Source organism: Actinoplanes sp. NPDC051537, assembly GCF_055586105.1.
This window is the reverse complement of sequence record NZ_JBVJIU010000004.1, coordinates 273,264-285,265: the sequence shown is the minus strand read 5'-3', so window position 1 is coordinate 285,265 and position 12,002 is coordinate 273,264. Positions and strand designations below refer to the sequence as shown.

General features: G+C 75.0%; 11 protein-coding genes. 6 read left to right on the top strand and 5 right to left on the bottom strand.

Annotated features, from left to right (window positions below):
- Window positions 1-120 precede the first annotated feature (120 nt).
- The 5 genes from ACZ6TB_RS11045 to ACZ6TB_RS11025 all read left to right on the top strand — a co-directional run bounded on the left by ACZ6TB_RS11045 (window position 121) and on the right by ACZ6TB_RS11025 (window position 5,713).
- Window positions 121-717, top strand: coding sequence for a helix-turn-helix transcriptional regulator (locus ACZ6TB_RS11045; protein ID WP_465553063.1), 597 nt, complete (start codon window positions 121-123; stop codon window positions 715-717).
- Window positions 714-1,430: an ABC transporter ATP-binding protein gene (locus tag ACZ6TB_RS11040; protein ID WP_465553061.1), complete on the top strand. Its 717-nt coding sequence runs from the start codon at window positions 714-716 to the stop codon at window positions 1,428-1,430. Before ACZ6TB_RS11045 ends, ACZ6TB_RS11040 begins: the two co-directional genes overlap by 4 nt.
- The gene (locus ACZ6TB_RS11035; protein WP_465553060.1) at window positions 1,427-3,859 is read left to right on the top strand and encodes an FtsX-like permease family protein; all 2,433 of its coding nucleotides are present in this window, start codon (window positions 1,427-1,429) and stop codon (window positions 3,857-3,859) included. Before ACZ6TB_RS11040 ends, ACZ6TB_RS11035 begins: the two co-directional genes overlap by 4 nt.
- Before the next feature lie 33 nt (window positions 3,860-3,892).
- On the top strand, window positions 3,893-4,351 hold the full coding sequence (locus tag ACZ6TB_RS11030; RefSeq protein ID WP_465553058.1) for a PadR family transcriptional regulator: 459 nt from the start codon (window positions 3,893-3,895) through the stop codon (window positions 4,349-4,351).
- Between the two features lie 180 nt (window positions 4,352-4,531).
- Window positions 4,532-5,713 carry a hypothetical protein gene (locus ACZ6TB_RS11025; protein ID WP_465553057.1) on the top strand — a complete coding sequence of 394 codons (1,182 nt, stop codon included), beginning with the start codon at window positions 4,532-4,534 and terminating at the stop codon, window positions 5,711-5,713.
- Window positions 5,714-6,086: 373 nt separating this feature from the next.
- Here the strand turns inward: ACZ6TB_RS11025 and ACZ6TB_RS11020 are convergent, their stop codons facing one another.
- Genes ACZ6TB_RS11020 through ACZ6TB_RS11010 form a run of 3 tightly spaced genes read right to left on the bottom strand, consistent with a single transcriptional unit; the run spans window position 6,087 to window position 8,543 of the window.
- Entirely contained in the window at window positions 6,087-6,791 is a 705-nt protein-coding gene (locus ACZ6TB_RS11020; protein ID WP_465553055.1) for a polysaccharide deacetylase family protein, read from the bottom strand.
- Window positions 6,788-7,810 (bottom strand): glycosyltransferase, encoded by a 1,023-nt coding sequence (locus ACZ6TB_RS11015; RefSeq protein ID WP_465553053.1) that lies wholly within the window; start codon window positions 7,808-7,810, stop codon window positions 6,788-6,790. Before ACZ6TB_RS11015 ends, ACZ6TB_RS11020 begins: the two co-directional genes overlap by 4 nt.
- A 46-nt stretch (window positions 7,811-7,856) precedes the next feature.
- Window positions 7,857-8,543: a response regulator transcription factor gene (locus tag ACZ6TB_RS11010; protein WP_465553051.1), complete on the bottom strand. Its 687-nt coding sequence runs from the start codon at window positions 8,541-8,543 to the stop codon at window positions 7,857-7,859.
- An 82-nt stretch (window positions 8,544-8,625) separates the two neighbouring features.
- On the opposite strand from ACZ6TB_RS11010, the gene ACZ6TB_RS11005 reads away from it, so the two are divergent.
- Complete coding sequence (locus ACZ6TB_RS11005) at window positions 8,626-9,978, top strand: sensor histidine kinase (RefSeq protein ID WP_465553049.1); 1,353 nt, start codon at window positions 8,626-8,628, stop codon at window positions 9,976-9,978.
- Here ACZ6TB_RS11005 and ACZ6TB_RS11000 read toward each other — a convergent pair.
- Window positions 9,975-10,463: a pyridoxamine 5'-phosphate oxidase family protein gene (locus ACZ6TB_RS11000; protein ID WP_465553047.1), complete on the bottom strand. Its 489-nt coding sequence runs from the start codon at window positions 10,461-10,463 to the stop codon at window positions 9,975-9,977. The genes ACZ6TB_RS11005 and ACZ6TB_RS11000 overlap by 4 nt on opposite strands.
- A 12-nt stretch (window positions 10,464-10,475) precedes the next feature.
- Window positions 10,476-11,978, bottom strand: coding sequence for a hypothetical protein (locus ACZ6TB_RS10995; protein WP_465553045.1), 1,503 nt, complete (start codon window positions 11,976-11,978; stop codon window positions 10,476-10,478).
- Window positions 11,979-12,002 lie beyond the last annotated feature (24 nt).

Here is a 12,002-nt window from a genome sequence, read left to right as displayed (position 1 = left end):
CGATCAATCGGATCGAGGAGCCGGGCGGTGTCGTCAGGACACGCCGGGTCGGGATCGGGTCTGGTGATCTTTCTATATACTCAGTATTATCCTCGGCATGATACGCGTGGGATCGATGTCATGAGCGTGCGGCACGCGCTGCTGGCGCTGCTCGCCGAGGGGCCCAAGTACGGGCTTCAGCTGCGCGAGGAGTTCGTCGCGCGGACCGGGGAGGTGTGGCCACTCAATGTCGGGCAGGTCTATACGACGCTGCAGCGCCTCGAGCGGGACGGGCTTGTCGAGTCCGATGGCGAGGTCGCCGACGCGGGGCCGCAGAAGGGGTTTCGGATCACCGAGGGCGGCTCGCAGGAGCTTTCGGGGTGGCTGCGCACGCCGCCCGACCTGGCCGCGCCGCCGCGGGACGAGCTTGTCATCAAGGTGCTGATCGCGGCGCGGATGCCGGGGGTGGACGTGCACGAGGTCATTCAGGTGCACCGGCGCTACCTGGTCGAGCTCATGCAGCAGTGGACGCGTCTCAAGGACGACGACGGGGGCGCCGACCTCGGTCTCGCGCTGGTGGTCGACGCCGAGCTGTTCCGGCTCGACTCGGTGATCCGGTGGCTCGACAGCGCCGACGGGCGGCTGCGGCGGGCCTCGGCCGAGGCGCCGGCGGCGAGCCGGGCGGCGGCCACCGGGCCGTTGCCCAAGCTGCGGCGGCGGGTGGGAGGCCGGCGATGAGCGTGCTGGAGATGCGCGAGGTGACCAAGGTGTACGGCCGGGGGCCGTCCGAAGTGGTCGCGCTGGCCGGCGTGGACCTGTCCGTCGATCCGGGCAGCATGGTGGCGGTGATGGGGCCCAGCGGCTCGGGCAAGAGCACGCTGCTGACCATCGCCGGCAGCCTCGAGTCGCCGACGTCGGGCACGGTGCATGTGAGCGGCGCCGATCTGGCCGGCATGAGCCGCGACGAGCTGGCCCGGCTGCGGCGGCGCTCGGTCGGGTACGTGTTCCAGGACTTCAACCTGCTGCCCGGCCTGACCGCCGCCGAGAACGTGTCGCTCCCCCTCGAGCTGGACGGCATCGGCGGCCGCCGGGCGCGGCAGCGCGGGCTCGAGGCGCTCGACCTGCTCGGTCTCGCCGACCGGGCCGGGCACTTCCCCGACCAGCTCTCCGGCGGCGAGCGCCAGCGGGTCGCGATCGCCCGGGCGGTGGTCGGCGAGCGGCGGCTGCTGCTGGCCGACGAGCCCACCGGCGCGCTCGACTCGGCCACCGGCGAGGCCGTCATGCGGCTCATGCTGACCGCCTGCAAGCGCGGGGTGGCGGCGGTCATCGTCACCCACGACGCGCAGCTGGCCGCCTGGGCCGACCGCGTGGTGTTCCTGCGCGACGGCCGGGTCATCGACCACACCGTCCCGCCGCCCGGCCCCGAGTCGCTGCTGGAAGCGGACCGATGAGCGCCCGCGTCGCGGTGATGCGCTGGTCCTGGCGGCTGTTCCGGCGCGAGTGGCGGCGCCAGGCGCTGGTGCTGGCGCTGCTGACGGTCGCCGTCGGCGCGACCGTCTTCGGGCTCGGCACGGCCGGCGCCGGGCTGCCGGAAGGCTCCGCGCAGTTCGGCGACGCCGACTACCTGCTCGTCTTCCGCGGCCAGGACCGGATGCTCGCGAGCGAGGTCGCCGCCGCCCGCACCGCCTATCCGCAGGCCGAGGTCATCAGCCACCGGGCGATCCCGGCGCCGGGCACGGCCAACGGGGTCGACATGCGCGACCAGTCGCCGTCCGGCGCGCTGGCCGGGGCGATGCTGCGGCTCGACTCGGGCCGCTACCCGGTGGCGGCCGGCGAGATCGCGGTCACCGCCCGGGCCGCCCGCCTGCTGCAGGTCGCGGTCGGCTCCACGCTGAGGGCCGGCGATCAGAGCTGGTCGGTGGTGGGGACGGTGGAAAACCCGTACAACCTCTTGGATTCCTTCGCCTTGGTCGCCCCCGGCCAAATCGGCTCTCCGCAGCGGGTGAACGTGCTGGTGGGGGCCACGGCGGCGCAGTTCGCCGCGGCGAGCCGGCCGGAGAACGCCGAGATCCAGATGCGGGGCGAGGGCGGCGACGGCACCGATCCCGCGTACGTGGTGCTGATCCTCGCCACCATCGGCCTGTTGTTCGTCGGCCTGCTCGCCACCGCCGGGTTCACCGTGCTGGCGCAGCGCCGGCTGCGCTCCCTCGGCATGCTCGCCGCGGTCGGCGCCCGCCACCGCCACCTGCGCCTGGTCATGCTGGCCAACGGCGCGGTCGTGGGCGGGGTCGCCGCGCTGGCCGGTGGCGCGCTCGGGCTGGCCGCCTGGTTCCTGATCGCGCCCCGCCTCGAGACGGTCGTGCAGCACCGCATCGACCGGTTCGACCTGGCCTGGCTGCCGCTGCTGCTCGCGCTCGGGCTGGCCGTGCTCACCGCGATCGCGGCCGCCTGGTGGCCGGCCCGCGCCGCCGCCCGCGTCCCGATCGTGGCCGCCCTCTCGTCCCGGCCGCCGCAGCCGCGGCCCGCGCACCGTTTCGCCGTGGCCGGCGGGGTGCTGCTGGCCGGCGGGCTCGTCACCCTCGGATTCCAGAGCCCGGACCGCCCGCTCGTCGACATCGGCGGGATCGTCGGCACCGCGGCCGGGGTGCTGCTGCTCGCTCCCCTGCTGGTCGCGGCCCTCGCCCCGATCGCACGGGCCTGCCCGGTCGCGGCCCGCGTCGCCCTGCGCGACCTGGCCCGCTACCGGGCCCGCTCGGGCGCCGCGCTGGCCGCGATCAGCATGGCCGTCGGCATCGCGGCCGCCGTCATCATCGGCGCCGGCGCGTCGGTCCAGGCGTCGCCGTCCGGCGGCAACCTCCCCGACGACGAGCTGGTCGTCTGGCTCAGCCCCGGGCAGACCATGGGTCCGGTGCCCCAGCTCGACGCCGCTCAGCTGGCCCGGGTCCGGTCGGCGGTGGCGTCGATCGTGGCGACGATGCCGGGCGGGACGTCGCTGCCGATGCTCGGCGGCCTCAGCCCCAACGCGGACGCGATGACCGACGAACAGGGGCAGCGAGGCAAGCCGGTGGCCACCCTCGGCATCCCGCACCGCAGCGGCAACGGCATCGAGTACCACGGCGACGAGATGATCTCACTGCTGGTGGCGACACCACAGATCCTGCAGCGGTACGGGATCTCAGCGTCCTCGATCGACCCGGCGGCCGACGTGCTGACCTCGCACGGCGACCTCGGCGCGTACCGGCTGATCGGCGCCGGCCGCGGAAGTGAGAGCTGGCAGCCCAAGGTGCAGCACACGGGCGCGTTGCCGAGGTTCACCTCCGACCCGACCACGCTGCTCACCGAGCACGGGATGCGCGCCCTCGGCCTCACCACGAAGCCGGTCGGCTGGCTGGTCACGTCCTCGCGGCAGCTCACGCCGGCCCAGGTCGACAAGGCCGAGGAGCTCGCGCGTACGGCCGGATTGGCCCTGTCGGTGGAGACCCGCCCGCTCGCCGCCGACCTCTCCCGGGTGCGCACCGGCGCGGTGGTCGTCGGCGCGATCGTGGCGCTCGGCGTGCTGGCCATGACGGTCGGCCTGATCCGCGGCGAGAGCGCCCGCGACCTGCGCACGCTCACCGCCAACGGCGCCGGCCGCGGCACCCGGCGCCGGCTGACCGCCTCGACCGCGCTGGCCCTGGCCGTCCTGGGCGCGGTGCTGGGCACGGCCGGGGCGTACGCGGCGCTGATCGCCTGGTACCACAAGAACCTGCACGCCCTGGCCGACGTGCCGGTCGAGCATCTGACCGGCCTGATCGTCGGGTTGCCGCTGATCGCGGCGGTGGCCGCCTGGCTGCTGGCGGGCCGGGAACCGCCGGCGATCGCTCGCTCGCCGCTGGATTGACGGGCGTTATTCTACCTATATAGAGTTACCGGCGTGACCCGATCCCGGAGACCTTCGCCGCAGACCGCCGCGGTGCTGCACGCGCTGGCCGAGCGGCCCGCCGTCTGGCGCTACGGCTACGAGCTGGGCCGGCAGGTCGGCCTGCCGGCCGGCTCGCTCTATCCGATCCTGATGCGGTTGCACGACCGCGGGTTGCTGGAGTCCTCGTGGGAGTCGGCGCCGCCGGCCGGGCGGCCGCCACGCCACCTGTACCGGTTGACCGGTGACGGGGTGACGCTGGCGGCCGAGACGGCGGCGGCGCCGGGTGCCGGTCGTGCGGCGCCGGGTGCTGGTCGGGCGGCGCCGGGTGCTGGTCGGGCGGCGCCGGGTGCTGGTCGGGCGGCGCCGGGTGCTGGTCGGGCGGCGCCGGGTGCTGGTCGGGCGGCGGAAGGCGCGGACGGGGCCGCGCCGGCTCGGTCGCGCAAGCCCGGGCGACCGGCGGGTGCGTGGTGAGCGCGGGTGCCACCGGCGCGATTCGGGCGGGTGCGTGGTGAGCGCGGAGGCCACCGGCGCGATCCGGGCGGGTGCGCGGCGCGGCGCCCGGGGGCGGACGCCGGCCGGGACGATTCGGGCGGCTGAGCGGCGCGGCGTCCAGGGGCGGACGCCGGCCGGGACGATTCGGGCGGGTGCGTGGTGAGCCGGCGCGACGGGGCCTCGTGGGTGCTGGGCGGCGGGGTTCGGCTGCTGCCGGCCGGGCGGCGGGATTGGGGGCGGGCGATGCTCGCCGAGCTCGAGACGGTCGACGCGGCGGGCGAGCGGTGGCGGTTCGCGGCCGGGTGCCTGGGCGTGGTCGCCGGGCGGGCCGCGGTGTGGCAGCGGGTGGGATATCTGCTGCTGCCGGTCGCGATCGTGGCGGGGGTGCTGCGGTGGAGCGCCTGGATCGACTGGGCGCCGCGGCGGTGGGGCGTGGTGGCGATCGCCGTGGTGATCGCGGTGGTCGCCGAGCTCGGGCTGGTCGGACCGCTCGGCCCGGTGGCCCGCGACCGCGCGGCGCGCCTCACTCGCGTGGTGGCGTACGTGCTGGTCGGGACGCTGGCGACGGAGATGACCCGGGACATCGCCCACAAGACCAACGACGATCTGGGCGGGGTGCCGGTCCTGTCGCTGATGTTCGCCGGGTACCTGGTGGGGGCGCTCGCCCTGACCACGGGGTGGGCGGCTACATCCTCCCGCGCGCTCGTGACCGGCCTCGCGGGCGGTGCGGGGGCGGTCGGCCTGTGGGTGGCGGGCGCGCTGGTCTTTCCGCCGATTCCGGCCGATCCGCGAGCGGCCATCGTGCTGGTGGCCTGCGGCGCGGCCGGGGCGGGGCTGCTGGTGGGCGGCCGCGATCCCGGGGCGGGGCGGCCGGTGGGCGGGCGCGATCCCGGGACGGGGCGGGCGGCGGGCGGCGGCGACTCCGGGGCGGGGCGGCCGGTGGCGGGCGGTGGTGGGCCGGCGGGCGGTGGTGGGCCGGCGGGCGGTGGTGGGCCGGCGGGCGGTGGTGGGCCGGTGATGGGGCTGCGGGCGGCCCTCGTCGCGGCCACGACCGGGTCATTGCTGGTCGTCATCCTGGTCGAGACCTTGTCGGCGGCCGGGCCGGCTGCGCTCATCCCCCCTCTCATGCCGCCCTCGCTGGGGGCGGCCGATCAGGTTGCCGGGAGCCGGATCGAGCTGGTCGACCCCTATCTCTGGGTGTTGCTGCTCGGCTGGTTCGCGGCCGTTCTCCAAGTGCAGGCCGCCCGGACCGTCCCCGCGGAGACGCCCGCCGCCGGCTCGTCTGCCGGTCGGCCTGAAGCCGGCGCCTCCGACGCCGATGCGCCCGCGGGCGCGGTCTGAGCCGAGGGTGCTCGCGCCTCGGTCGGCGACGAAGACGCCGAACGCCGACAGGGCGGCGATGGCTACGGCGGCCGCCATGTCGCCGGGGCGGTCGATGCGGGCCAGCGCCGCTACCGCCGCCAGCAGCAGGCCCAGGCGACGGTCGAGGAACAACAGCACGCCGAACGCCACGGCGAAGGCCACCGCCAGGCCCGCCGGCCACGGACGCGGGCGGGGGCCGCTCAGCGTCAGGGCCTCGGTCAGCGCGAACGCGGCCGCGGCCATGGCGGCGAGGCATGCCGCCGGGCGGATTCGGCGGGCGCGCAGGGCGGCGAGAGCGCCTACCGCATAGACGAACAAGACCAGCATGGCGTCACCTCGGCGGGACAGGGCCTCACCGGGACAGCCCGTGCTCGGCGAGCGGGCCGACGGCCAGGCCGCGGGCACGGCACGTGGTGAGGATGGCGGGGAGGGCTCCGAGCGTGGACAGCCAGCACTTCGGGGCGGCGGCGTGGTCGCTGTCGTGCAGCAGGATCGTGCCTCCGCCGTCGAGCCGGCGGAAGACGCTTCGGTAGACCGAGTCGGGGGTGCAGCCGGCCGTCCAATCTCGACCCCAGCACGTCCACAGGACCGGGCGGAGGGCCAGGCGGCGGGCCTCCAGCAGGGCGGCGGCGTTCGCCACGCCGTACGGCGGCCGCCACCATCGCGGCCGGGCACCGGTCACCGCGGTGATGGCCGCGGTGGCCCGGCTCAGGTCGAAACGGGTCGCGCCCGGCGTCCGCTTGAGCAGCAGACGGTGCTCGTAGCCGTGCACGCCGATCTCGTGGCCGGCGTCGGCGATCGCCCGCGCCACCTCCGGCAGCTCCTCCGCCGCGCGGCCGAGCAGGAAGAACGTGGCGCGCACGCCGGCCCGGTCGAGCAGGCCCAGCAGCTCGGGGGTGGCGTCGGGGTGCGGGCCGTCGTCGAAGGTCAGCGCCACGTGCCGGGGGTTGCCGAGGCCGGCCAGGCGGGGCAGCAGGCGGCGGCGCAGCGGGCCGATCGCGGCGACCGCGGGCAGCGGGTGGGCGATCGACTCCACGGCCGTGCGGACGGCGCTCATCGGGTCACCGGAACGGTGCTCGCCATCGCGGTTTTCAGAGCGAAAGCCAATTCCTCCTCCGTACGCGGCCACGCCGCCGAGCCCGCGCGCTGGAGCACGCCCGCGTTCGCCACGCCGTGCCCGGGCAGGCACCGGTAGCTGATCAGCGGCACGCCGCTGGCGAGGGCCTCGGCGCTGGTCAGGCCGCCCGCGTTGTGCACCACCACGTCGGCCGCGTGCAGCAGCGAGGGCATGTCGTCGACCCAGCCGAAGGCGATCGCCTTGCCGGTCGCGGCGAGCCGGTCGCGCAGGGCCGTGTTGCGCCCGCAGACCACCACCGGCACCGCGTCGGTGGCCCCGCCCAGGTCGCGCACGGTGGCGTCGATGTCGCCGACGCCCCACGAGCCGGCCACCACGAGCACCAGTCGGACGTCGGCGGGCAGGCCGTGCCGCCTGCGGGCCTCGCGCATGTCGGCCGGGCCGCGCCGCGGGCGGAAGGCGGGGCCGACCATCGGGGCGTTGGTGGCCGCGGGCAGGCCGTGCACGTCCCGGATCACGGCCGCGGCCTCGTCGTTCTGGGCGATGTGCAGGTCGATGCCGGCGGCCACGCAGAGCGGGTGCACCGAGGGATCGGTCATGACGGCGATGGCCGGCGCGGTCAGCCGGCCGGACCGCCGCAGCCGGCCCAGCGCCTGGGTGGCGAGCGGATAGGTGGACACCACCGCCGCCGGGTTCGGGCCGGCCTCGGCCAGCAGCCGGCGTCGCGCCGCCCGGTCCGCCAGCCAGGCCGCGCGCCGGGCCGCGCCGGGGCGGGCCATGACGTCGAGCAGGCGGCCCCAGCTCTCGGGGGCGAGCGCGAGCTGCCGCGCGTACGTCCGCTTGATGGTCTTTCCCCAGCCGGTGGGGAGCAGATCGAGGTAGTCGACGCGCCGGACGGTGATCCCGGAGGCGCTCATGCGCCGCGCGATCTCGGCGGCGACGCCGTCATGACCGGCGCCGATGCCGGCCGAGACGATCAGGACGGGTGAAGGGCTCAGCATGCGGGAGAGGGTGATGACGCGGCGCTGAAGAATCGCTGAACACGGCTCAGGACCCGTCGGCCACGATGCGGTAGCCGGCGCCGCGGACCGTCTCGATCGACTGCCGGTCGAAGGGGTGGTCGATCTTCTTGCGCAGGTAGCCGATGTAGACCTCGACAATGTTGGGATCGCCGGAGAAGTGGGCGTCCCAGACGTTCTCGAGGATCGCCCGCTTGGTCACCGCCTGACCCTCGTGCCGCATCAGGAACTCCAGCATCGCGAACTCCCGGGGCGTCACCGCCACCGGCTCCTCGCCGCGCCACACCCGCCGCTGCGCCGGATCGAGCCGCAGGTCGCCGGCCGAGAGCACGACCGGCCGCTCGGGGGCGCCGCGCCGGATCAGCGCCCGCAGCCGGGCGATCAGCACCACGAACGAGAACGGCTTGGTCAGGTAGTCGTCGGCGCCGAGGTCGAACGCGTCGGCCTGGTCGTACTCGCCGTCCTTGGCGGTCAGCATCAGGATCGGCGTCCACACCTTGCGGGCCCGCAGCGTCCGGCAGACCTCGTAGCCGCTGAGCCCGGGCAGCATGATGTCCAGGACGACCACGTCGTACGCGCCGTGCGGCGTCTCGGTCGCCTGCCACAGCCCGTCCACCCCGTCGTGCACCACGTCCACCACGAAGCCGGCCTCGCTCAGGCCGTCCCGGATCGTCTCGGCCAGATTGACCTCGTCCTCCACCACCAGCACACGCATGGGTCCAGACTGACCCCCGAGCACCTGAAAATGTGCTGAAGACACCCGCCGGGCCCGGGTTCGGGCCGCTACCGTGGCGCCCATGTTCTCGCTGCGACGGCGCCTCGGCGTACGGCTGAGGTCCGCCCTCGCCGCCGCCGTCGTGGTCGCGATCGCCTCGCTGCTGGCCGGCGTGGCGCTGCTGGTGACCACCCGCGTCATCCTGCTCGACAACGTCACGAGCGTGGCCGACGACAAGGCGACCCAGGTCGTCGCCGCCGTGAAGAACGGCTCCGACCTGGCCACCCTGCTGCGCCCGTCGGCCCGCGAGCGCACGGTCGTGCAGGTGCTCGACGCCTCGGGCCGGGTCGAGGCCGCGTCGGACGCGCTCGCCGGGCAGGGTCCGATCTCCGAGCTGCGCCCGCGGGCCGGTCAGAAGGCGACCGGGCGGTGGCACCCGCCCGGCGAGCCGTTCCTGGTGGTGGCCGAGGGAGCCGGCGACCGTACGGTGCTCGTCGCCGTCTCCGAGGACAGCATCGACGACGGGACCGAGGCGGTGCTGGCGGCGATGCTGATCGGCCTGCCGCTGCTCGCGGTGGTGGTCGGCATCGCCACGTTCTGGTTCGTCGGGCGCACCCTGCTGCCGGTCGAGGCGATGCGCCGGCAGGCCGCGACGATCACCTCCCGCAACCTGCACGAGCGGCTGCCGGTGCCGCCCACCGACGACGAGATCGCGGCGCTGGCCTCGACCATGAACACGATGCTCGACCGGATCGAGGCGTCCTCGGCCGCCCAGCGCCGGTTCGTCGGCGACGCCAGTCACGAGCTGCGCAGCCCGCTGGCGACGGTGCAGGCGAACGCGGACCTGCTCGACGGCGCCGAGCTGCCCGAGCCGGCGACCCGCTCGGTCGGCCGCATCCGCACCGAGAGCGCCCGGATGGCCCGGCTGGTCGACGATCTGCTCCTGCTGGCCCGGATGGACGACAATCCCTTGCGCGTACGCCGGGGCGACGTCGACCTGGACGACCTGGTCTACACCGAGCGGGAGCGCCTGGCCGAGCTGCACCCGGGGCTGGCCGTGCGCGCCACCGTCGAGCCGGCGCGCGTCACCGGCGACGCGGACGCGCTGCTGCGGGCGGTGCGCAACCTGGTCGACAACGCGGCCCGGCACGCCGCCGCGGAGGTGTCGATCACCGTGCGCGGCGACCAGGCGTACGCGGAGATCGTGATCGCCAACGACGGCCCGCCGATCCCGGCCGCCGACCGTGAGCGCATCTTCGACCGGTTCGTCCGCCTCGACGACAGCCGGTCACGCACGGGCGGCGGCGCTGGGCTGGGCCTGTCCATCGCCCGCGACATCGTCGCCGCGCACGGCGGCACGCTCACCGCCGACGCCCGCGACGAGGGCGCCGCCATGCGGATCCGGCTGCCGCGGCCCGGCCCGGAGCCGGCCTAGCCGACGCGGGCCCGGTGGTCCTTGGCGAGCCCGTGCGGCGGGCACGGCTGTCCCGGCTCGCGGGGGCACAGGACCCACAGGTCGGTCGCCGTCGCGCGGTAGAGGCGGTAGGGCGACGAGCCGGTCACGTCGTCGCGGGTGAGCGCGGAGCCGCCCCGGTCGCTCGGCCCGGGATACACCCGCAGCCCGCGGTCGAGGTCGGCGCCCGCCAGCTCGGCCGCCGTTCCGGCCGCGTACAGGGCACGGCCGTAGTAGGGCCGGACGCTGGAGTCGAACACGACGATGCTCACCTCGGGGCGTTCGGCGATGTTCCGCGAGTGCACGGCGCCGGACTCCGAGCACCAGTAGAACTCGCGGAGGCCGTCGGCGGCGAAGTAGACCGGGGAGGTCCACGGCCGGCCGCCGGGGTCGGCCGTGCCCAGGGTGAGGAAGCCGTTCGTGTCGAGCAGCGTCCTCGCCAGCGTGCTGAAGCTCGTGTCGGCCATCGCTGTTCAGTCTCACACGACCGCGTCGCGGTTCAGGTAGACGACGGCGGGGCCGGGCGGGAACGGCGAGGAGAGCTCGACCGCGCCGTCCGACTCGACGGTCAGCACGTCGGCCGTCGCCGTTTCGCGGGTGGTGACGGCGAACCATTCGACCCGGTACGAGCCGGCGCGCAGGTCCACGGTGAACGACCGGCCGTCGCCGTGCGGCTCCAGCACCAGGTACTCGGCGCCGGGGTTGGCCAGGGCGTACCCGGTGGAGGCGACGTCGCGCCGCGGCTGGGTGTCGATCAGGTTCATCCGCTCGGCGTACCGGCGGGTGTCGCCCATCGCCCACCGGGCGGGCTCGTAGTGGGCGAACGGCGGCACGCCGGTCTCGGCCGCCGGTTCGTCGCCGGGCTCGAGGCCGGCGATGAGGCCGTAGTCCATGAGGATCGGGTGGTGGCCGCGCAGGAACGACTTCCACGCCCAGAGCGCGTCGCCCTGGCCCGGCGCGTAGTGGTCGGTGTCGCTGAGGACCACCTTCGCGCCGTCGGCGATCGGCGGGTCGGTGTACCAGTGCGACGGCGGGTTGCCGGGGGCCATCGGGTGGCCGCCGCCGGCGAAGATCTCGTCGTCGTAGCCGGGTGAGATCCATTCGGCGCGGCTGCCGAGCAGCGGGTCGTTCACCTTGGTCTGCTCGGCCACCGGGAACTGCATGGTCATGCCGATCGGGTGCGGGTCGTAGCCGCACTCCGCCTCGTGCCGCTTGACCGTGTCGACGACCCAGTACTGCCAGCCGGTCGAGTCGCCCCAGACCGGCGCCTTGTCCATGCCCAGGAACCCCGCGAACTCGTCGGTGACCGTGCCGTCGCCGGACGACTCGTTGGCCACCTCCCACAGCACGTTCGGCAGGTCCTGCAGGGTGTCGACGACCTTCCGGACGTACGCCTCCTGAATCGCCCGGATCTTCGGGTCGAGCGGCAGGACCTGGAGGTCGTTGATCGAGCTTGCCGAGACGCCGTTGACGTTGTTGGCGGCGTGGAACGGGTGGCCCTCGATGTGGTCCGGCGGCGGGCTGAGATGCAGCGCCCAGCCGTCGAACAGCATGACGCCGACGTAGATGCCCGCCTCGCCGGCCGCCACCACCCGCTCGCGCAGCCGCCGGAAGAAGCCGTCGTCGAGCCGGTCCAGGTCGAAGCGGGGCTCGCCGTCCTTGGCCGGGCCCGGCCCGGTCCGCGACCACGGCTGCGGCGTCATGTTGAGGTGGTAGTTCCCGCCCGCGGCCTGGGACAGGACCTGCTCCCAGCGCCAGAGCCGGATGAAGTTGTGCCCTCGTTCGGTGAGGAATCGCAGGTAGGCGGAGAAGTCCATGGTTTCCGGCCGGTCCGGGCGGCCGGGACCGGGGCCCATGCCGTCCTGCAGGTTGTTCCAGATGTGCGACCCGGTCAGGTAGACCGCGCGGCCGGCGCCCGGCCCGGAGACCGGGGTGAAGTAGCGGGGGTTGCGGGTGGAGACGGTAAGTGGTCCGTTCGTCATGACCCGAGCCTCCCCCGCACGCGG

Bases quoted from the DNA above. Each gene is read 5' to 3' on its own strand.
- ACZ6TB_RS11045 (WP_465553063.1), top strand. From the start codon at position 121: ATGAGCGTGCGGCACGCGCTGCTGGCGCTGCTCGCCGAGGGGCCCAAG.
- ACZ6TB_RS11040 (WP_465553061.1), top strand. From the start codon at position 714: ATGAGCGTGCTGGAGATGCGCGAGGTGACCAAGGTGTACGGCCGGGGG.
- ACZ6TB_RS11035 (WP_465553060.1), top strand. From the start codon at position 1,427: ATGAGCGCCCGCGTCGCGGTGATGCGCTGGTCCTGGCGGCTGTTCCGG.
- ACZ6TB_RS11020 (WP_465553055.1), bottom strand. From the start codon at position 6,791: ATGAGCGCCGTCCGCACGGCCGTGGAGTCGATCGCCCACCCGCTGCCC.
- ACZ6TB_RS11015 (WP_465553053.1), bottom strand. From the start codon at position 7,810: ATGCTGAGCCCTTCACCCGTCCTGATCGTCTCGGCCGGCATCGGCGCC.
- ACZ6TB_RS11010 (WP_465553051.1), bottom strand. From the start codon at position 8,543: ATGCGTGTGCTGGTGGTGGAGGACGAGGTCAATCTGGCCGAGACGATC.
- ACZ6TB_RS11005 (WP_465553049.1), top strand. From the start codon at position 8,626: ATGTTCTCGCTGCGACGGCGCCTCGGCGTACGGCTGAGGTCCGCCCTC.
- ACZ6TB_RS11000 (WP_465553047.1), bottom strand. From the start codon at position 10,463: ATGGCCGACACGAGCTTCAGCACGCTGGCGAGGACGCTGCTCGACACG.
- ACZ6TB_RS10995 (WP_465553045.1), bottom strand. From the start codon at position 11,978: ATGACGAACGGACCACTTACCGTCTCCACCCGCAACCCCCGCTACTTC.